The 18,636-nt window shown below is 68.5% G+C and carries 20 protein-coding genes; 17 read left to right on the top strand and 3 right to left on the bottom strand.

Features of this window, described 5'->3' with window-relative positions; genetic code table 11:
- The first annotated feature begins 83 nt into the window (after positions 1 to 83).
- The 4 genes from H609_RS0111910 (at position 84) to H609_RS0111895 (ending at position 4,755) form a co-directional block, all read left to right on the top strand.
- Positions 84 to 1,262, top strand: a complete 1,179-nt coding sequence (locus tag H609_RS0111910) for a phosphoglycerate kinase (protein WP_018865941.1) — start codon at positions 84 to 86, stop codon at positions 1,260 to 1,262.
- Between the two features lie 38 nt (positions 1,263 to 1,300).
- On the top strand, positions 1,301 to 2,731 hold the full coding sequence (gene pyk / locus H609_RS0111905) for a pyruvate kinase (protein ID WP_018875965.1): 1,431 nt from the start codon (positions 1,301 to 1,303) through the stop codon (positions 2,729 to 2,731).
- Positions 2,732 to 2,809: 78 nt separating this feature from the next.
- Entirely contained in the window at positions 2,810 to 3,874 is a 1,065-nt protein-coding gene (gene fba, locus H609_RS0111900) for a class II fructose-bisphosphate aldolase (protein ID WP_018865939.1), read from the top strand.
- Positions 3,875 to 3,978: 104 nt separating this feature from the next.
- The gene (locus tag H609_RS0111895; RefSeq protein ID WP_018865938.1) at positions 3,979 to 4,755 is read left to right on the top strand and encodes a lipid-binding SYLF domain-containing protein; all 777 of its coding nucleotides are present in this window, start codon (positions 3,979 to 3,981) and stop codon (positions 4,753 to 4,755) included.
- On the opposite strand, the gene bioD is transcribed toward H609_RS0111895, so the two are convergent.
- Together bioD and H609_RS0111885 are read right to left on the bottom strand one after the other, a co-directional pair.
- A complete protein-coding gene (gene bioD / locus H609_RS0111890) occupies positions 4,695 to 5,399 on the bottom strand; it encodes a dethiobiotin synthase (protein WP_018865937.1) in 705 nt (234 codons plus the stop codon). The genes H609_RS0111895 and bioD overlap by 61 nt on opposite strands.
- Positions 5,396 to 6,292 carry a phosphoribosylaminoimidazolesuccinocarboxamide synthase gene (locus H609_RS0111885; RefSeq protein WP_018877228.1) on the bottom strand — a complete coding sequence of 299 codons (897 nt, stop codon included), beginning with the start codon at positions 6,290 to 6,292 and terminating at the stop codon, positions 5,396 to 5,398. Before H609_RS0111885 ends, bioD begins: the two co-directional genes overlap by 4 nt.
- 266 nt (positions 6,293 to 6,558) lie before the next feature.
- Here H609_RS0111885 and purE point away from each other — a divergent pair, with 266 nt between their 5' ends.
- The 13 genes from purE to trpC all read left to right on the top strand — a co-directional run bounded on the left by purE (position 6,559) and on the right by trpC (position 17,794).
- Positions 6,559 to 7,074: a 5-(carboxyamino)imidazole ribonucleotide mutase gene (gene purE, locus H609_RS0111880; protein WP_026280268.1), complete on the top strand. Its 516-nt coding sequence runs from the start codon at positions 6,559 to 6,561 to the stop codon at positions 7,072 to 7,074.
- Complete coding sequence (locus tag H609_RS0111875; protein ID WP_028485030.1) at positions 7,071 to 8,240, top strand: 5-(carboxyamino)imidazole ribonucleotide synthase; 1,170 nt, start codon at positions 7,071 to 7,073, stop codon at positions 8,238 to 8,240. The genes purE and H609_RS0111875 overlap by 4 nt, the downstream gene beginning before the upstream one ends.
- A complete protein-coding gene (locus H609_RS0111870; RefSeq protein ID WP_028485029.1) occupies positions 8,237 to 8,854 on the top strand; it encodes a class I SAM-dependent methyltransferase in 618 nt (205 codons plus the stop codon). The genes H609_RS0111875 and H609_RS0111870 overlap by 4 nt, the downstream gene beginning before the upstream one ends.
- A 2-nt stretch (positions 8,855 to 8,856) precedes the next feature.
- Positions 8,857 to 9,522: an energy-coupling factor ABC transporter permease gene (locus tag H609_RS0111865; RefSeq protein WP_018875970.1), complete on the top strand. Its 666-nt coding sequence runs from the start codon at positions 8,857 to 8,859 to the stop codon at positions 9,520 to 9,522.
- Between the two features lie 143 nt (positions 9,523 to 9,665).
- On the top strand, positions 9,666 to 9,989 hold the full coding sequence (locus H609_RS0111860; RefSeq protein ID WP_018879363.1) for a c-type cytochrome: 324 nt from the start codon (positions 9,666 to 9,668) through the stop codon (positions 9,987 to 9,989).
- Between the two features lie 190 nt (positions 9,990 to 10,179).
- Entirely contained in the window at positions 10,180 to 10,869 is a 690-nt protein-coding gene (gene rpe, locus H609_RS0111855; RefSeq protein WP_028485028.1) for a ribulose-phosphate 3-epimerase, read from the top strand.
- Positions 10,870 to 10,892: 23 nt separating this feature from the next.
- Positions 10,893 to 11,576, top strand: a complete 684-nt coding sequence (locus tag H609_RS0111850; RefSeq protein WP_028485027.1) for a phosphoglycolate phosphatase — start codon at positions 10,893 to 10,895, stop codon at positions 11,574 to 11,576.
- Positions 11,577 to 11,678: 102 nt separating this feature from the next.
- Complete coding sequence (trpE, locus tag H609_RS0111845) at positions 11,679 to 13,166, top strand: anthranilate synthase component I (protein WP_028485026.1); 1,488 nt, start codon at positions 11,679 to 11,681, stop codon at positions 13,164 to 13,166.
- An 11-nt stretch (positions 13,167 to 13,177) separates the two neighbouring features.
- Entirely contained in the window at positions 13,178 to 13,972 is a 795-nt protein-coding gene (locus H609_RS0111840) for a triacylglycerol lipase (RefSeq protein WP_018875971.1), read from the top strand.
- Between the two features lie 142 nt (positions 13,973 to 14,114).
- Complete coding sequence (locus H609_RS0111835; RefSeq protein ID WP_028485025.1) at positions 14,115 to 14,708, top strand: aminodeoxychorismate/anthranilate synthase component II; 594 nt, start codon at positions 14,115 to 14,117, stop codon at positions 14,706 to 14,708.
- A gap of 32 nt (positions 14,709 to 14,740) precedes the next feature.
- Entirely contained in the window at positions 14,741 to 15,919 is a 1,179-nt protein-coding gene (locus H609_RS0111830) for a multidrug effflux MFS transporter (protein WP_018875973.1), read from the top strand.
- A 28-nt stretch (positions 15,920 to 15,947) separates the two neighbouring features.
- Positions 15,948 to 16,982 (top strand): anthranilate phosphoribosyltransferase, encoded by a 1,035-nt coding sequence (gene trpD / locus H609_RS0111825; RefSeq protein WP_018875974.1) that lies wholly within the window; start codon positions 15,948 to 15,950, stop codon positions 16,980 to 16,982.
- Positions 16,979 to 17,794, top strand: coding sequence for an indole-3-glycerol phosphate synthase TrpC (trpC, locus tag H609_RS0111820; protein ID WP_018877234.1), 816 nt, complete (start codon positions 16,979 to 16,981; stop codon positions 17,792 to 17,794). Before trpD ends, trpC begins: the two co-directional genes overlap by 4 nt.
- A gap of 94 nt (positions 17,795 to 17,888) precedes the next feature.
- Here trpC and crp read toward each other — a convergent pair whose 3' ends face one another.
- Positions 17,889 to 18,536: a cAMP-activated global transcriptional regulator CRP gene (crp, locus tag H609_RS0111815; protein WP_018865922.1), complete on the bottom strand. Its 648-nt coding sequence runs from the start codon at positions 18,534 to 18,536 to the stop codon at positions 17,889 to 17,891.
- Positions 18,537 to 18,636 lie beyond the last annotated feature (100 nt).

The following is an 18,636-nucleotide window of genomic DNA, read 5'->3' as shown; positions in this document are numbered from 1 at the left end:
GCCTGGGGCCAGCCCCTTCGGGGGCTAGCCCGAAGCCTTTTTCCTTTATCTTTCTTTTCAACCGTATTTCGAGAGGTACTCCCATGTCTGTCATCAAGATGACCGATCTCGACCTGCAGGGTCGCCGCGTACTGGTGCGTCAGGATCTGAACGTCCCGGTGAAGGACGGCAAGGTCACCTCCGACGCCCGCATCCGTGCGAGCCTCGAGACCGTGCAGAAGGCGCTGGACGGTGGCGCCGCCGTGATGCTGATGTCGCACCTGGGCCGCCCCACCGAGGGCGAGTTCTCCGAGGAGGATTCCCTGGCCCCGGTCGCCGAGCACATGGCCGGTCTGCTGGGCCGAGAGGTGCGTCTGGTGCGCGATTACCTCGACGGTGTGGACGCCCAGCCGGGCGAGGTGATCCTGCTTGAGAACGTGCGTTTCAACGCCGGCGAGAAAAAGGACGACGAGGCCCTGGCGAAGAAGTACGCGGCCCTGTGCGACGTGTTCGTGATGGACGCCTTCGGCACCGCCCACCGCGCCCAGGCCTCGACCCACGGCGTGGCGAAGTTCGCCCCGCAGGCCTGTGCCGGCCCGCTGCTGGCCAAGGAGCTGGAGGCCCTCGGCCATGCCCTGGAGACCCCGAAGCGCCCGCTGGTGGCCATCGTCGGCGGCTCCAAGGTCTCGACCAAGCTGACCGTGCTGGAGTCGCTGTCCAACGTGGTGGATCAGCTGATCGTCGGCGGCGGGATCGCCAACACCTTCATCGCCGCCCAGGGCCACAGCGTGGGCAAGTCGCTGTTTGAAGCCGACCTGGTGGACGAGTCCAAGCGCCTGATGGAGGCGGCTCGGGCGAAGGGCGGCGAGATCCCGGTCCCCACTGACGTGACCGTGGGCAAGGAATTCTCCGAATCGACCCCGGCCGAGACCAAGTCGGTCGACGCGGTGGCCGATGACGACATGATCTTCGACGTCGGCCCCGAGACCGCGGCGACCTACGCCGAGGCCCTGCGCAACGCCGGCACCATCGTCTGGAACGGCCCGGTGGGCGTGTTCGAGTTCGACCAGTTCGCCGGTGGCACCAAGGCCCTGGGCGAGGCCATCGCCGAGAGCAACGCGTTCTCCATCGCCGGCGGGGGCGACACCCTGGCCGCGATCGACAAGTACAACCTGGCCGATCGCATCAGCTATATCTCCACCGGCGGTGGCGCCTTCCTCGAGTTCCTGGAAGGCAAGACCCTGCCGGCCGTCGCCATCCTGGAAGAACGCGCCAAGGGCTGACGCCCGGGCGCGTCCACCGCTGACGGAGATCGACGCGGATGAGACGTACCAAGATCGTGGCCACCCTCGGGCCGGCCACGGACAGCGACGATGCCATGGAGGCCATCATCCGGGCGGGTGTGGATGTGGTCCGGCTGAACTTTTCGCATGGCGACCCGGACGACCATCGTCAGCGCCTGGCTCGGTTGCGCGCGGCCTCCGAGCGCGCCGGACGCTGTGTCGGGGTCCTCGGTGACCTGCAGGGGCCGAAGATCCGGATCGACCGGTTCCAGCAGGGCAAGGTGCATCTGGAAGAGGGCGCGCCCTTCGCGCTGGATGCCGAGCTGGATCGGGATGCCGGGGATGCCACCCAGGTGGGGCTGACCTACAAGGACCTGCCGGCCGATGTGGTGCCGGAGGATATCCTGCTGCTGGACGACGGCCGCATCGTGCTGAAGGTCAAGGCAGTGAAGGGCAGCCGGATCGAGACCACGGTGCAGGTCGGCGGGGAGCTGTCCAACAACAAGGGCATCAATCGCCAGGGCGGCGGACTCTCCGCTCCGGCGATCACGGACAAGGACCGCGAAGACATCCGCCTGGCCGCCGAGCTGCAGGTGGACTACCTCGCCGTGTCCTTCCCGCGTTCCGCGCAGGACCTGCACCTGGCGCGCAGCCTGCTGAAGGATGCCGGCTGGGAGGCCGGGATCTGCGCCAAGATCGAGCGCTCCGAGGCCCTGGAGGTGATCGACGAGATCATCGCCGCCTCCGAGGTGATCATGATCGCGCGCGGCGATCTGGGTGTGGAGATTGGTGACGCCGAGCTGCCGGGCGTGCAGAAGACCCTGATCACCCGGGCACGGACCCTCAATCGTCTGGTCATCACCGCGACCCAGATGATGGAGACCATGATCCAGAACCCGATCCCGACCCGCGCCGAGGTGTTCGACGTGGCGAATGCGGTGCTCGACGGCACCGACGCGGTGATGCTCTCCGGCGAGACCGCCACCGGGCGCTACCCGGCGCGCGTGGTCACCAGCATGGACCGGATCTGCGAGGCCGCGGAGCGTCAGCGCGCCGCGCGTCAGTCCGACCACCGCATGGATTCGACCTTCGGCCGGGTCGACGAGGCCATCGCGATGGCCACCATGTACACGGCGAACCATCTGGATGTCGCCGCGATCGCCGCGCTGACCGAGTCCGGCTCCACCGCACTGTGGATGTCGCGCATCAGTTCGGGCATCCCGATCTACGCGCTCACCCAGCACGAGTCCACCAGCCGCCGCATGACGCTATATCGCGGCGTCTACCCGGTGACCCTGAACCCGATCCCCGAGAGCCACGAAAGTGTGAACCGTGAAGCGGTGAACTTGCTCAAGGCCGAGGGCGTCGTGCAGGATGGCGGGCTGGTTATCATTACGAAGGGCGACCTGCAGGGCGAGCATGGCGGTACCAACGCCATGAAGATCGTGCGCGTCGGCGAACTGGCCTGACCCGCGCACCGCCCGTGGTCGAGCAGTCAAGAATCGGTTTATCTACTACCTCAGTCCGAATCCCGTAAGGAGGAATCCATGGCACTGATCTCACTTCGCCAGCTTCTGGACCATGCCGCCGAGCATGGCTATGGCATGCCGGCGTATAACGCCAACAACATGGAACAGGTCCACTCGATCATGGAAGCGGCCGCTGCGGTCGACTCCCCGGTGATCATTCAGGCCTCCGCCGGAGCCCGCAAGTACGCCGGCGAGCCCTTCCTGCGTCACAACATCATCGCCGCGATCGAGCAGTACCCGGACATCCCGGTCGTGCTGCACCAGGACCACGGCTCCGAGCCGGCGGTCTGCCTGCGTTCCATCCAGTCCGGTTTCAGCTCGGTGATGATGGACGGCTCCCTGATGCCCGACATGAAGACCCCGGCCACCTACGAGTACAACCGTGACGTAACCGCCAAGGTCTCCGAGATGGCGCACTCCTGCGGTGTCTCCGTGGAAGGCGAGCTGGGTTGCCTGGGCTCTCTGGAAACCGGTCAGGCCGGCGAGGAAGACGGCTCCGGGGCCGAGGGCACCCTGTCCCACGACCAGCTGCTGACCGACCCGGACGAGGCGGCCGACTTCGTGAAGAACACCAAGTGCGACGCCCTGGCGATCGCCATCGGTACCTCCCATGGCGCCTACAAGTTCACCCGTCCGCCGACCGGTGACATCCTCGCCATCGAGCGCATCAAGGAGATCCACAAGCGCATCCCGGATACCCATCTGGTCATGCACGGGTCCTCCTCCGTTCCGCAGGAGTGGCTGGACATCATCAACAAGTACGGCGGCGACATGGGCGAGACCTATGGCGTGCCGGTTGAAGAGATCCAGGAAGGCATCAAGCACGGCGTGCGCAAGGTCAACATCGACACCGACCTGCGTATGGCCTCCACCGGTGCGGTGCGCAAGTTCCTGGCCGAGAATCCGAAGGAATTCGACCCGCGCAAATTCCTGAAGGCCTCCACCGCGGCCATGAAGGACATCTGCCAGGCCCGTTACGAGGCCTTCGGTTGCGCCGGCATGGCGTCCAAGATCAAGCCGATCTCCCTGGACGACATGGTCAAGCGCTACCTGTCCGGCGAGCTGGATCCCAAGGTCAACTGATCCTGCGGATTGCAGCACGAAAAAGGGGGCTTCGGCCCCCTTTTTTTGTGCCATGATGCCGCCATCGGAACACCGTTATGGAGGATTCCTCGATGCACCGAAGGATGCCCCAGATTCTTGCTCTTCTGCTGTTCGTGGCGTTCGCCGGAGCGGCTCAGGCCAACCCGTTCAGCCGCGAGATCGATCCGCAGGACATTATCGACCGCGCCCAGGCGACGGTGGAGAACATGGCCACCCATCCCGAGTACGAGTCCCTGAAGGAGGACCTGCGCGACGCGCGCGGCGTGGTTATTTTCCCGCGCGTGGCACGCGGTGCCTTCCTGATCGGGGGGTCTGGCGGAATCGGGGTGTTCCTCGCGTGGGACGACGAGCGCGGCGACTATTCCCCGGTGGCCTTCTACTCGCTCGGCTCGGTCAGCTTCGGCATGCAGTTCGGCGGCGATGCCGCCGAGGTGGTGATGGTCGCGCGCACCCAGGATGCGGTCGACTCCATGTTCGGCTCTGCCATCCGTCTCGGGGCGGATGCGTCGGTGGCCGCGGGCCCGGTGGGGGCCGGTCGCAGTGCGACCCCCACGGCCGACTTCCTGTCGTATTCCCGCGCCCGCGGCGCCTACCTGGGGATGAGTCTCTCCGGTTCGCGTATGACCGTGCGTGACGACTTCAACGAGGCCTACTACGGCGAATCGCAGCGCCCGGTGCATATCATCGAGACCCGCCGGGTCGACCGCGAAGGGACCCGCGCCCTGCGCGAGACGCTGGCCGGTTTCCGTGCCGATGCCGCCGACGAGGAGCCGGCCCCGGCCGACTCCGAAGCCCGTGGTCAGGAGCGCGAGTCCTCCGGCGGGGTGCGCCCGGACAACTTCGAGGTCGAGAGCTTCTGAACCAGCGCTGCGCGGGTGATGCCTTCCGGTGACGTGATGACCGGGGCGCGGGTCCGGGCGCGCAGGGCCGTGGCGTTGTCGAGCCGCGGGTCGCAGTCCGCTCGGCGGCGGTTGAGCACAATCCCGGCCAGACTCAGGCCGCGCCGTTCGAGCGCCTCCAGGGTCAGCAGGCAGGTATTCAGCGTGCCCAGCCGGTCCTCCGCGACCAGCAGCACCGGCAACCCGAGGTGCTCGGCGAGGTCCGCGTTCAGGCCGTCGGCACAAAGCGGCGAGTAGAAGCCCCCCGCGCCCTCCACCAGCCGTGGCCCCGTGCCTTCGCCGGCGCAGGCCGCCGCCAGTTCCGCGAGCGTCAGGTGCACGCCCTGGTTCGCGGCGGCCTGGTCGGGGGCGATGGCATCGGGGAAGCGCCAGGGGGTGACCTGTGCGATCGCGGTGTCCGGCAGGCCGGCCGCGCGGGTCAGGTTCAGCCCGTCCTCGGGCAGCAGGCCGTCGGGGCCCGGCGGGCAGCCCGACTCCACCGGTTTGCGCGGTTGCGGCGCCAGGCCCTGCTGCCGCCAGCACTCCAGCAGCGCGCAGCCGACGAAGGTCTTGCCGACGCCGGTATCGGTGCCGGTGACGAACAGGCCCTGCAGGGTCTCGCTCATGCGGCGCGGGTCAGGCGCTCCAGGGCCTCGCGGTAGCGCGCGGCGGTCTGTTCCACCACCGCCGCGGGCAGTTCGGGGCCCGGCGGCTGCTTGTCCCAGTCCAGGGTCTCGAGGTAGTCGCGCACGTACTGCTTGTCGAAGGACTCGGGGCTGCGCCCCGGCGCGTACTGGTCGGCCGGCCAGAAGCGCGAGGAGTCCGGGGTCAGCACTTCGTCGATCAGGTGCAGCGTGCCGTTGGCGTCGACGCCGAACTCGAACTTGGTGTCGGCGATGATGATCCCGCGCCCGGCCGCGTAGTCGCGTGCCATCGCGTAGATCGCCAGCGCCGCATCGCGGACCTGGCGGGCCCGCTCCGCGCCGATGGTGGCGACCACCGCATCGAAGTCGATATTGGCGTCGTGGTCACCGACGTCCGCCTTGGTGCTGGGCGTGAAGATCGCCTCCGGGAGCTGCGAGGCGAGTTCCAGCCCGTCCGGCAGCGGAATGCCGCAGACCGCGCCGCTCGCCTGGTAGTCCTTCCAGCCGGAGCCGATCAGGTACCCGCGCACCACGGCCTCCACCGGCAGGGCCTCCAGCCGGCGGATCACCAGGCTGCGTCCTTCCAGTGGGGCACGAATCGCCGGGTCCGGGATGACCTGCTCCAGCGGGATATCGGTCAGCTGGTTGGGGATGCCCAGCTCGCGCTGGATCTTGTCCATCCAGAACCGGGTGATCTCGGTCAGCACCCGGCCCTTGCCGGGCACGCCGGTCGGCAGGATCACGTCGAACGCGGACAGGCGGTCGGTGGTGACCATCAGCCAGTGATCGGCATCCACCGCGTAAAGGTCGCGCACCTTGCCGCGATGGACGAGTTCCAGGTCGGGGATATGGCTTTCGAGCAGGGTATCGGTCATGCGGCGATTCTACCGGGCGCGGGCTTGATGCACCACGAAGCTCACGAAGACACGAAGAAGGTCAACGGCGGTTGCACTACGGAGGACACAGAGAGCACAGAGAAGGCCGTAATGGTATCGGGGGCGGCAGGATGTGCAGAGATGTGCAGAGCAAAGCGAATCGCATCATGTCTCTGTAGCTCCGACCGGGGTTTTCTTCGTGCCTTCGTGTGCTTCGTGGTGAACACGGCTTGTCGGGTGGGGCCGGGGTCGCTATCGTTCGGGCCATGACTGAGACGGCTGGCAATAGGGCGCCGCGCGTGGGCGTGGTAATGGGGAGCACCTCCGACTGGGCCACGATGGAGCGGGCGGTGGATGTGCTGGATGAACTCGGCATTCCGTTCGAGGCCCGGGTGGTCTCCGCCCATCGCACGCCGGATCTGCTGTTCGAGTACGCCGAACAGGCGCGCGGGCGCGGGCTGCAGGCGATCATCGCCGGGGCGGGCGGGGCCGCGCACCTGCCGGGGATGCTCGCCTCCAAGACCCCGGTACCGGTGCTGGGCGTACCGGTGGCCTCGCGTCACCTGAAGGGCCAGGACTCGCTGCTCTCCATCGTCCAGATGCCGCGCGGGATCCCGGTGGCGACCTTCGCGATCGGCGAGGCGGGGGCCGCCAACGCGGCGCTCTTTGCCGCCGCGATGCTGGCCAATACCGATCCCGAACTGCGCGAGCGTCTGGATGCCTTCCGCCAGTCCCAGAGCCAGGCCGTGCTCGGGCAGACCCTGCCGCCGGACCCGTCATGATCCAGCCACCTGCGACTCTCGGGCTGCTCGGTGGGGGGCAGCTCGGCCGCTATTTCGTGGAGGCCGCACAGGGCATGGGTTATGCCGTCTGGGTGCTCGACCCGGACCCGGCCAGCCCGGCCGGGCGGGTGGCAGCGCGCCACTTGTGCCAGGCCTTTGACGACCCCGATGCCCTGCAGGCGCTGGCCGGGGCCTGCGAGGTGATTACCACCGAGTTCGAGAACATCCCGCGCGCCGCGGTGGAGTGGCTGGATGCCCACGCCTGTCTGCGCCCCGGGCCACGCGCCCTGACGGTTGCCCAGGACCGCCTCGAGGAGAAGGCCTTTCTCGGCGAGATCGGCGTGGCGGTGGCCCCGTGGCAGGCGGTGCCGGCGGGTCTGACGCCCGAGGTGCAAACCGATGCCGGAGCCCCGGGTTTCCCGGCAATCCTGAAGACCGCGCGCCTGGGTTATGACGGCAAGGGGCAGGTGCGGCTGGCCGCGGCCGGCGAACTGCCGGCGGCGCATGCCGAGCTGGGCCAGGTGGACTGCGTGCTGGAGTCCCGGGTGGAGCTGGAGCGCGAGCTGTCGGTGCTGGTTGCGCGTACCGCCGATGGCGCCACCGAGGCCTTTCCGGTCGCGGAGAACACCCATCGTGACGGCATCCTGCACCTGACGCGCGTCCCGGCACGGGCCGGGGACGAGGTGCGCGAGCGCGCCACGGCCATCGCCCGGCACGTCGCCGAGCGGCTCGACTATCAGGGGGTGCTGGCGGTCGAGTTCTTCCTCACGGCGGACGGCGAACTGCTGGTCAACGAGATCGCGCCGCGTCCCCACAATTCCGGGCATTACAGCCTGGATGCCTGCACCGTCAGCCAGTTCGAGCAGCAGGTGCGCGCGGTCTGCGCCCTGGGGCTGGCGCCGGCCCTGCTGACCGCGCCGGTGGCGATGGTGAATCTGCTGGGTGACCTGTGGCCCGCGGGCGGCACGCCCGACTGGCGGGGCGTGCTGGCGGCCGGCCGGGCGCGACTGCACCTGTACGGCAAGGCTGAGGCGCGCCCGGGGCGCAAGATGGGGCATGTGAACGTACTCGGCCTGCCGGGCGAGGATGATGCCACCGCGGTGGCCTCCACTGCCGAGACCCTGTGGCAGGGCCTGGCCAGTGCCGGCGGGGAGGGCGCCGCATGACCGAGGCATTCCCAAATGCCCAGGCGCGACGCGCCCGACAGGCGGAGCTCAAGCGCGACCTTGAGTTCGAGGACACCCTGGCGGGCGAGCATCTGCGGTTTCGCACCACCTGGGGGCTGTTCTCCCCGCGGCGAATCGACGACGGCACCCGCATGCTGCTGGAGCGCATCGAGGTGCATCCGGCGGACGCCTGCCTGGACCTTGGCTGCGGCTACGGCCCGATCGGCCTGACGCTTGCGCGCAAGGCCCCGCAGGGGCTGACGACCCTGGTCGATACCAACTATCTGGCGGTGGAGTACAGCCAGCGCAACGCCGAGCTCAACGGCATCGCCAATGTGGAGTGTCTGACCAGCAACGGCTTCTCGCGCATCCGCGATCGGCGGTTCGATCTGGTGACCTCCAATCTGCCGGCCAAGGTCGGGCGCGAGATGCTGCAGACCTATCTGCTGGACGCCCACGAGCAGATGAACCCCGGCGGACGCATCTATGTCGTAACCATTACCGGACTGCGGCGGTTCATCGAGAAGGGGTTCAAGGACGTGTTCGGCAACTACGACAAGGTCAAGCAGGGCCGCGAGTACACTGTCGCGGCCGCCGTGCGCGAGCCCGACTGACCATGGTCGAGGGGGCGGGCGAACTCCCGGTCGCGCTCCGCGTGCTGTCCGCCGTGCTGCTGGGCCTCGGCATGCTGGTCATGCTCCGGCGCATGCCCTGGGAGGCCTTCTTCGTGCCCGGTCGCGCGCAGCTGTTCGTGATCGCCACGCTGTGCCTGCTGCTGATCTGGAGCCTGCGGGCGCAGACGCTCGATGGCCTCGCCCTGCACTTCCTTGGCATGACCACCGTGACCCTGATGTTCGGCTGGCAGCTGGCGATCCTGATGGTGTTTCTGGTGGTGGCGACCCTGGGCCTGTTCGGCGCCCTGCCGCTGGCGGCCTTCCCGCTGACGGTCCTGCTGGCCGGCATCCTGCCGGTCGCGGTCACCTGGGGGTTGCTGCGGCTGTCCCAGAACTACCTGCCCGCGCACATGTTCATCTATCTCTATGCGGTGGGCTTCCTCGGCGGCGCGCTTTCGGTGGTGGCGACCGTGCTGGCCTCGGCGGCGATCTACGGCCTGTTCACCGAGCTGGCCTGGGTCGACATCTATCGCGACTACCTGCGCTACCTGGCATTGCTGGTGCTGCCCGAGGCGGTGGTCAACGGGATCGTGATTACCGGGCTGGTGATGGTGCGCCCCGAGTGGCTGGCGACCTGGTCGGACGAGCGCTACATCCACGGCCGCTGAGGCCGAGAATGGCCTGGTGCCGCGCTGCAGGGATGCCCCTGTTTGATTCTGTGTTAATGCAGCATTCAGGAAGCGCCTGCTAATGTTCGCATCAAGGCGGGGCGTGAACTCCGTCCAGGATCGAGAACGAGGAGACCACAACAATGAAAACCAAGCTGTTCGTGCTGGCCGGTATCGCCGGCAGTGTCCTGATGCTGTCCACCATGGCGCAGGCCGCCGACATCCAGGCCGGCCAGACCAAGTACCAGAACACCTGCGCCAGCTGCCACGGCGCGCAGGGTCAGGGCCAGGCGATCTTCCCGGCACTGGCCGGCAAGGACGCGGACTACCTGACCGACAAGCTGGAGCGCTATCGCGCCGGCGAGGAGGTGGGTGATCACACGGCCCTGATGCGTCCGCAGGCCCAGGGGCTGAGCGATGACGACATCGCCAATCTGTCCAGCTACATGGCGGCCGAGTTCAACTGATCCGGGCGCACTGCCGCTGGCAGGCGAGACCGCGACGGGCCGGGGGTTCTCCCCCGGCCCGTTTGCGTTGGAGGGCGCGTCACATGCGTCGCCTTTTGCCTGGCATGGCGGCATCCGGTAAAGTTTCGCGGTTCCGAGAGCGTGGCCGATGGTCGGTCCCGCTATCCCAGAGATTCCTGCGAGGCTTTCCATGGCACAACCCGATTTCATCGCCCCGTCCATCCTGTCCGCCGATTTTGCCCGCCTGGGCGAGGAAGTCGACAACGTCCTGGCCGCCGGGGCCGACACCGTCCACTTCGACGTGATGGACAACCACTACGTGCCGAACCTGACCATTGGCCCGCTGGTCTGCGATGCCCTGCGCAAGCACGGCGTGACCGCGCCGATTGACGTGCACCTGATGGTCAAGCCGGTGGATCGTATCATCCCGGACTTCGCCCAGGCCGGTGCCAGCTACATCACCTTCCACCCGGAGGCCTCCGACCACATCGACCGCACCCTCCAGCTGATCCACTCCGAGGGCTGCAAGGCCGGACTGGTGTTCAACCCGGCCACGCCGCTGTCCTATCTCGAGTACGTGATGGACAAGGTCGACATGATCCTGCTGATGTCGGTGAACCCGGGCTTTGGTGGCCAGAAGTTCATCCCGGCCACGCTCGACAAGCTGCGCGCCGCGCGCAAGATGATCGACGACTCCGGGCGTGATATCCGCCTCGAGATCGACGGCGGCGTGAAGGCCGACAACATCCGCGAGATCAAGGCCGCCGGGGCTGACACCTTCGTTGCCGGGTCTGCGATCTTCGGTGCCGGCAGCGACTCCGATCCGAACCGCTACGACAGCATCATCCAGCAGATGCGCGACGAGCTGGCCAAGGCCTGAATCGACGGCCACTGGAGACCGGGATGTCCCTGAAACGCCCCCGCATGATCCTGATTGACCTGGACGGCACGCTGATCGACAGCGTGCCGGACCTGGCCTACAGCGTGGACGCGATGATGCGCGAACTGGGGCTGCCCGAACGTGGCGAGCCGGCCGTGCGCAACTGGGTCGGCAACGGGGTGGAACGGTTGGTCAAGCGGGCGCTGGTGAACGACCTCGAGGGCGAGCCGGACCCGGAGGCCTTCGAGCGGGCGCTGCCCGTCTTCATGCGCATCTACCAGGAGAACACCGCGGGGCGCTCGCCGCTGTACCCGGGGGTGCGCGAGGGGCTGGACCAGCTGAAGGCCGCGGGCTTCCGCCTGGGCTGCGTGACCAACAAGGCCGAGCGCTTCACGGTGCCGCTGCTGCGCGAGAAGGGCATCCTCGACGACTTCGAGATCGTGGTCGCTGGCGACGCCCTGCCGCAGAAGAAGCCGGACCCGGCGCCGCTGCTGCATGCGGCGAAGGAGTTGGGTGTCGACCCCTCCGAGGCGCTGATGGTCGGGGACTCGAAGAGCGACGTGAAGGCGGCGCGCGCCGCCGGCTTCCAGATCGTCTGCATGACCTACGGCTACAATCACGGCGACGACATCCGCGACGAGGACCCGGACGCGGTTCTCGACCGGCTGGACGAACTGCCCGGACTGCTGCCCGCTCGGGCGGCCTAGGGAAACACGGACCCATGATTGCAACGGACCGGACAACGGAGCGATGGCGAGACGGTGAATGATCCGCCGCGCCGTCCATCCCCCTTGTCAGGAACCGTTGTGATGACCCCCGAACAGTTCGATCAGCTGGCCCGCGAGGGCTATAACCGCATCCCGCTGGTGCGCGAGGTCCTGGCGGATCTCGAAACCCCGCTGTCCATCTTCCTGAAGCTGGCCAACCGGCCGTACTCCTACCTGTTCGAGTCGGTGCAGGGCGGGGAGCGCTGGGGTCGGTATTCCTTTATCGGGCTGCCGGCACGCACCCGGGTGCGGGTGCACGGCCATGACATCACGGTGGAGACCGATGGCGAGGTGGTCGAACAGACCACGGAGACCGACCCGCTGGCCTGGGTCGAGGCCTACCAGGCGCGCTTCAAGGTGGCCGAACTGCCGGGCCTGCCGCGCTTCACCGGTGGTCTGGTCGGCTATTTCGGGTTCGAGACCGTGCGCCTGATCGAGCCGCGCCTGGAAGGCCCGGAAAAGCCCGATGCCCTGGGGCTGCCGGACATCCTGCTGATGGTCTCGGAGGAGGTCGTGGTCTACGACAACCTCTCCGGCCGGCTGTACCTGGTGGTGCACGCCGATGCGACCCAGGCCGATGGCCAGGCCGTGGCGGCCACGCGTCTGGATGAGCTGGAGACCCGTCTCGGCGAGCCGCTGGTGCCCCCGGAGGATCCACCACATCCGCATGCGGTGCCGGAGTACGTGCCGGGGTGGTCGGCCGAGGGTTTCCAGGCCGCGGTCGCGCGGGCACAGGAATACATCATGGACGGCGACGTGATGCAGGTGGTGCTGGCGCAGCGCATGAGCGTGCCGTTCTCCGCACCGCCGCTGGACCTGTACCGCGCCCTGCGTGCGCTGAACCCCTCGCCGTACATGTACTACCTGGACCTGGACGACCACCACGTGGTCGGGGCCTCGCCGGAGATCCTGGTGCGCCTGGAGGACGACCGTGTGACCGTGCGCCCGATCGCCGGCACCCGCCCGCGCGGGCGCACCGAGGAGGAAGATCGCGCGCTGGAGGCCGAACTGCTGGCGGACCCGAAGGAGCGCGCCGAGCACCTGATGCTGATCGATCTCGGACGCAACGACGTTGGCCGGGTCTGCGAGATCGGCTCGGTGGAGGTGACCGACACCATGAGCATCGAGCGCTATTCGCACGTGATGCACATCGTCTCCAACGTGGAGGGCCGACTGGCCCCGGGGCACTCGCCGATGGATGTGCTGCGCGCGACCTTCCCCGCCGGGACGGTCTCCGGTGCGCCGAAGATCCGGGCACTGGAGATCATCGACGAGTTGGAACCGGTCAAGCGCGGCCCGTACTCCGGCGCGGTCGGCTACCTCTCCTGGTCCGGCAACATGGACACCGCGATCGCCATCCGCACGGCCGTGCTGCACGACGGCGAGCTGCATATCCAGGCCGGGGCCGGCGTGGTGCACGACTCGGTACCCGAGAGCGAGTGGCAGGAGACCCTGAACAAGGGACGTGCGGTGGTGCGCGCGGCCGAGACCGCCCTGGGTGGCCTGGGGCCCCGGCGCCACCGCGACTGAGAGGGCCAACTATGCGCGGCCGCCTTCGCATCTTGTTGCTGGCGCTGCTGGTATGGCTGCTACCGGGGCTGGCGGCGGCGCAGATCGTGGTGCTGGTGCCCGGTGGCTGGGATCGCGGCGACGGCTTTCGCCATGCCGGCGTCACCGCGGCCCTGAACGCCGCCGGGTATGCCGATGGCGGCCGGGCTCGGCCGGAGGCCCCCTGGTTCGATCGTGCTCCCGACCCGGCCCCGCGCCAGTTCTATACCGTGGACCTGCCGGCGGGCGGAGTGCCGCCCGAGCGCGCGCGGGCGCTGGGTCAGGTCGTCGAGGCCCTGGCGCGGCGCCATCCGGGGCAGGAACTGGTGCTGGTCGGGCATTCCAGTGGCGGTGTTGTGGCGCGCGAGCTGCTGGTGCGCCAGCCGCACCCGGCAATCTCCACTCTGGTGACGTTTTCCGCTCCGCATGCGGGGAGCGGCTGGTCCGCCCTGGCGCGTTCGGTGACGGATGCGCTGGCCGATTCTGCCCTGGGGTTGTATGCCCCGTTTATCGGGATCGAGGGTATGCACCGGCGCGAGGGTCTCTGGGGGCCGGAGGGCACCTCGCCGGATGCGGCCCACCTCGAGTGGCTGAATACGCGGGAACACCCGCCCATCCGCTACGTGTCGGTGGTGCGCCTGGCCGACCCGTGGGTGGATGCGGCCAGTCAGGACATGAATCGTCTCCCGGCCCTGCGCGGCCGGGCGCACACCCTGCCGAGCCCCGGCGGGCACCGGCTGGAGGCCGCCGACGGCACCCTGCTGGCCGCGCTGCTGTTGCCGCGATGAGCGTGCCGGGTTTCGCCAGCGCCCATGCGGTTGCGGGCCGGCGGACCCGGGGCCGGGTTATGCTGGGCCCTGTCCGCTCTACGCGCGTGAACATCGATTCGCGTAGCGGTCCTGTTTCCTCCGTTCTGCAGGGACGTTCGACATGATCCTGATGCTCGACAACTACGATTCGTTCACCTTCAACCTGGTCCAGTATCTGGGCGAGCTGGGGGCCGAGGTGGTGGTCCACCGCAACGACTGCATCACCCCGGACGGGATCGCGGAACTCGCCCCCGAGGGGATCGTGATCTCGCCGGGACCCTGCACGCCGAACGAGGCCGGGGTATCGCTGGAGGTGATCCGGCGCTTCGCCGGCGAGATCCCGATCCTCGGGGTCTGTCTCGGGCACCAGGCGATCGGCCAGGTCTTCGGCGGGCGCGTGGTGCGCGCCCGCGAGATCATGCACGGCAAGACCTCGCCGGTATATCACACCGGGGTGGGGGTGTTCGCCGGGCTGGAGAATCCGCTGGAGGCCACGCGCTACCACTCGCTGGTGGTCGAGTCGTCCTCGCTGCCGGAGTGCCTGGAGGTCACCGCCTGGACCCAGCGCGAGGACGGCGCGCGCGACGAGATCATGGGCCTGCGCCACCGCGAACTGGACGTCGAGGGCGTGCAGTTCCACCCGGAATCCATCCTGACCCGCCAGGGCCACGAACTGCTCGACAACTTCCTCCGTCGCCTGCCCCAGCCGGCGTGACCCAGACTCGACGCACCCGGTGGCGCTTCGCGTTGCTGGTGGCGCCGCTGTCGATGCTGGCGCCGTTCTCGCTGGATACCTATCTGCCTTCGTTCCCGGCGATGGCGGAGGCCCTGCGGGTCGACTCCGGCGCGATGCAGGCGACCCTGTCGGCGTACCTGGTCGCCTTTGCGCTCGCCACCCTGGTGGCTGGTCCGCTGTCGGATACCTTCGGTCGGCGCCCGGTCGTTCTGTGGGCGCTCGCCGGATACGTGCTCAGCTCGCTGCTGCTGGTGCTGGCGGTGGAGTACTGGCAGGTGATCGGGTTGCGGGTGGCCCAGGGGCTGTCCGCGGCGGCCGGGATTGTGGTCGGGCGTGCAGTGGTGCGCGATCGCTTCGAGGCCACCGATGCGCGCCGTGTCCTGGCGCTGATCACCATGATGTTCGCGATTGGCCCGGCGGCCGCCCCGATTGTCGGCGGCTATTTGCAGGCGGGGTTCGGCTGGCGCTCGGTATTCCTGTTCCTGACCCTGTACGGCGTGATCCTGTTACTGGCGATCCGGGCCTGGCTGCCGGAGACCCTGCCACCGGTCGGCCGCGCCTCCGGCAAGCCGGCCCTGATCCTGCGGGGGTATCTCGGGACCCTGCGCAACCCGCCGTTTCTGCGCCCGGCCCTGGTACATGCCGGGCTGTTCGGGGCGATGTTCCTGTTCGTCGCCGCCTCGCCAACGGTGATCTATGTCCACCTGGGCGGACAGGAACAGGACTTCTGGTGGCTGTTTCTGCCGCTGGTGGGCGGCCTGGTGGTGGGCGGTTTTGTGGCCGGGCGCACCGCCAGTCTGCTGAGTCCGCCGCTGGCGATCAGTATCGGCGTGGGGCTGGCCGGGATCTCGCTGGCGCTGGTGGCGCTGGGGATCCTCACCGAGGGTTCGGTGGTCGCGGTGACGCTCCCGTTCGCGCTGTACAGCTTTTCCCTGGCCACGGCCGTTCCGTCGCTGAACCTGCTGGCGCTGGACTGCTATCCGGGCGCCCGTGGCATGGCCTCGGCCATGCAGGCCTTCCTGCAACTGGGGTTCAGTGCCCTGCTGGCGCTGTTCCTGGTGGACCGACTGGACGACCACCTGCCGTGGCTGATCGGCGGGTCGCTGGTAATCTGGGCCGCCGCGGCGCTGCTGTGGTGGAGCGGGCCGGAGGCGCGCGGTCGTCGCGCCCCGGCGCGGACGTTAAACTAGCGGCTTCGATTTTCCGCAGGAGCAACCCGTGACGGTGCAACAAGCGATAGCGGCCCTCATCGAGCGCCAGGACCTGGACGCGGCCACCATGACCGCGGTGATGCAGGCGGTGATGACCGGCGAGGCCACCGATGCCCAGATCGGGGGGTTCCTGGTGGCCCTGCGCATGAAGGGCGAGACGATCGAGGAGATCCGCGCGGCGGCCGGCGTGATGCGCTCGCTGGCCACTCGGGTGGATGTGCCGCGAACCGGACTGGTGGATACCTGCGGGACCGGCGGCGACGCCTCCGGCACCTTCAACATCTCCACCGCCTCGGCGCTGGTGGCGGCGGCCGGCGGGGTGCGGGTGGCCAAGCACGGCAACCGTTCGGTGTCGTCGAAATCCGGCTCCGCCGATGTTCTGGAGCACCTGGGGATCCATCTCGGGCTGTCGCCGGAGGCGGTCGGGTCCTGCATCGAGGAGGTCGGCGTCGGCTTCCTGTTTGCCCCGGCCCATCATGGCGCGATGAAACACGCGATCGGGCCGCGCAAGGAACTCGGCGTGCGCACGCTGTTCAATGTGCTGGGGCCTCTGACCAACCCGGCCGGGGCGCCGAACCAGGTGCTCGGCGTGTTCTCGGATGCCTGGGTGCGGCCGCTGGCCGAGGCCCTGAAGGGCCTGGGCAGCGAGCATGTGCTGGTGGTGCATGCCGAGGACGGCCTGGACGAGATCAGCATCGCGTCGCCCACCCGGGTGGCCGAGCTCAGGGACGGCGAGATCCGCGAATACACCATCCGTCCGGAGGACTTCGGGCTGGCGACCACCGCACTGGATGCCGTGCGCGTCGACAGCGTGGAGGCCTCGGCCGACATGCTGCGCGGTGTGCTGGACGGCCAGGCGGGCGCGGCGCGTGACATCGTGCTGCTGAACGCCGGGGCGGCGATCTACGCCGGCGGTGGCGCGGACACGCTGGCCGCGGGCGTCGAGGCCGCCGCCCGGGCCATCGACTCCGGCGCGGCCCGCGAACGGCTGGAGCGCCTGCAGGCGACCAGCGCACGACTGGCAAACAAGGAAGCACAATGACCGAAGCCAACGCAGTACCCGATATCCTGCAGCGCATCCTGGAGCGCAAGCGCGAGGAGCTGAAGGAGCGCGAGGCGTTCTGGCCGCTGCGCGAGCTGCGCGGCTGGATGGGCTCGGCGCCTGCGCCGCGGGGGTTCCGCGCGGCATTGCAGCGCGACATCGACGCCGGCCGCGCCGCGGTGATCGCGGAGATCAAGAAGGCCAGCCCGAGTCAGGGCCAGATCAGCCCCAACTTCAACCCGGAGGCCTTCGCCCGCAGCTACGAGGAACACGGGGCCACCTGCCTGTCGGTGCTGACCGACGTGGACTTCTTCAAGGGGCGCGATGGCGACCTGCGCGATGCGCGCGTGGCCTGCCAGCTGCCGATCCTGCGCAAGGACTTCGTGATCGACCTCTATCAGGTCTACGAGGCGCGGGTGCTGGGGGCGGACTGCGTGCTGCTGATCGCCGCGGCGCTGGACGACACGGCCCTGCACGAGCTGTACTTCCTGACCCGCGAGCTGGGCATGGATGCCCTGGTGGAGGTGCATGATGCCGAGGAGCTGGAACGGGCGAGGAAGATCGGCGCCGACCTGATCGGCATCAACAACCGCGACCTGCACAGCTTCGAGACCCGACTGGAAACCACGCTGGAGCTGAAGGATCAGGCGCCGGAGGGCGCGCTGCTGGTAACCGAGAGCGGCATCCACACCCGCGAGGACGTCGCGCGCATGCAGGCTGCCGGGATCCATGCCTTCCTGGTGGGCGAGGCCTTTATGCGGACCGAGGATCCGGGCAAGGCCCTGGGGCAGTTGTTCCGCGGCGAATCGTAACCGCCTCCAGCGGGGCGTCGTGCCTTCAGGCTGGAGGCGGTGGCCAGGTACTACGCCCTTTCCGGCCGCAGGGCCCGGCGCGGCGGCACGGGCGTCAGCGCGTGCCGAACACCACGATGGTCTTGCCGTGCGCGGTGATCAGGCCGCGCTCTTCCAGATCCTTCAGCACGCGACCGGCCATCTCGCGCGAGCAGCCGACAATGCGCGCGATCTCCTGGCGGGTGATGCGCAGCTGCATGCCGTCCGGGTGGGTCATCGCGTCGGGCTGGCGGGCGAGATCCAGCAGGGTGTGGGCGATACGGCCGGTGACGTCGACGAACGCGAGGTCCATCACCTTGCGCGAGGTCTGACGCAGGCGGGTGGCGATCTGGCTGGTCAGCAGCATCAGGATCTCGGGGTCGCGCTGGACGATCTCGCGGAACTGGGTGTAGGGGATCTCCGCGGTCTCGGTGTCCTCGCGGGTGGTGACGGTCGCGCTGCGCGGGTCGTCCTCGAACATGCCCAGCTCACCGAAGAACTCGCCCTTGTTCAGATAGGCCAGCACCAGCTCGTGCCCGTTGTTCTCGCCCAGTACCGAGACCGAGCCGCTGACGACGTAGTACAGCGTGTCGGGAACCGTGCCCGAATGGATGATGGTGGTGCGCTTGCGGTACTGGCGGCGGTGGCAGTAGCCGAGAAAACGCTCCAGCGCGGGCGACGGCTGGGCCGGGCGGTAGACGAACGGGTTGTTCAAGGCTTCCATGGTCACGTCCGATAGCAGCTTCCTGTGGATGTGCGCCAGTGTAATGCAGCATCTGGCCCCCGCACGCCGGGGTGGCTGGAACCGTTCACAAAATCCGCCG

The sequence above is a fragment of the Thioalkalivibrio sp. ALE17 genome (genome assembly GCF_000425605.1).
Taxonomy (GTDB): domain Bacteria; phylum Pseudomonadota; class Gammaproteobacteria; order Ectothiorhodospirales; family Ectothiorhodospiraceae; genus Thioalkalivibrio.
The sequence above is the reverse complement of the archived record's forward strand: the minus strand, read 5'-3'. Positions and strand labels throughout refer to the sequence as shown.

What these genes read in the sequence shown, in the direction of transcription:
- H609_RS0111910 (WP_018865941.1), top strand. Translation starts at nt 84, where the DNA reads ATGTCTGTCATCAAGATGACCGATCTCGACCTGCAGGGTCGCCGCGTA.
- pyk (WP_018875965.1), top strand. Translation starts at nt 1,301, where the DNA reads ATGAGACGTACCAAGATCGTGGCCACCCTCGGGCCGGCCACGGACAGC.
- fba (WP_018865939.1), top strand. Translation starts at nt 2,810, where the DNA reads ATGGCACTGATCTCACTTCGCCAGCTTCTGGACCATGCCGCCGAGCAT.
- H609_RS0111895 (WP_018865938.1), top strand. Translation starts at nt 3,979, where the DNA reads ATGCCCCAGATTCTTGCTCTTCTGCTGTTCGTGGCGTTCGCCGGAGCG.
- bioD (WP_018865937.1), bottom strand. Translation starts at nt 5,399, where the DNA reads ATGAGCGAGACCCTGCAGGGCCTGTTCGTCACCGGCACCGATACCGGC.
- H609_RS0111885 (WP_018877228.1), bottom strand. Translation starts at nt 6,292, where the DNA reads ATGACCGATACCCTGCTCGAAAGCCATATCCCCGACCTGGAACTCGTC.
- purE (WP_026280268.1), top strand. Translation starts at nt 6,559, where the DNA reads ATGACTGAGACGGCTGGCAATAGGGCGCCGCGCGTGGGCGTGGTAATG.
- H609_RS0111875 (WP_028485030.1), top strand. Translation starts at nt 7,071, where the DNA reads ATGATCCAGCCACCTGCGACTCTCGGGCTGCTCGGTGGGGGGCAGCTC.
- H609_RS0111870 (WP_028485029.1), top strand. Translation starts at nt 8,237, where the DNA reads ATGACCGAGGCATTCCCAAATGCCCAGGCGCGACGCGCCCGACAGGCG.
- H609_RS0111865 (WP_018875970.1), top strand. Translation starts at nt 8,857, where the DNA reads ATGGTCGAGGGGGCGGGCGAACTCCCGGTCGCGCTCCGCGTGCTGTCC.
- H609_RS0111860 (WP_018879363.1), top strand. Translation starts at nt 9,666, where the DNA reads ATGAAAACCAAGCTGTTCGTGCTGGCCGGTATCGCCGGCAGTGTCCTG.
- rpe (WP_028485028.1), top strand. Translation starts at nt 10,180, where the DNA reads ATGGCACAACCCGATTTCATCGCCCCGTCCATCCTGTCCGCCGATTTT.
- H609_RS0111850 (WP_028485027.1), top strand. Translation starts at nt 10,893, where the DNA reads ATGTCCCTGAAACGCCCCCGCATGATCCTGATTGACCTGGACGGCACG.
- trpE (WP_028485026.1), top strand. Translation starts at nt 11,679, where the DNA reads ATGACCCCCGAACAGTTCGATCAGCTGGCCCGCGAGGGCTATAACCGC.
- H609_RS0111840 (WP_018875971.1), top strand. Translation starts at nt 13,178, where the DNA reads ATGCGCGGCCGCCTTCGCATCTTGTTGCTGGCGCTGCTGGTATGGCTG.
- H609_RS0111835 (WP_028485025.1), top strand. Translation starts at nt 14,115, where the DNA reads ATGATCCTGATGCTCGACAACTACGATTCGTTCACCTTCAACCTGGTC.
- trpC (WP_018877234.1), top strand. Translation starts at nt 16,979, where the DNA reads ATGACCGAAGCCAACGCAGTACCCGATATCCTGCAGCGCATCCTGGAG.
- crp (WP_018865922.1), bottom strand. Translation starts at nt 18,536, where the DNA reads ATGGAAGCCTTGAACAACCCGTTCGTCTACCGCCCGGCCCAGCCGTCG.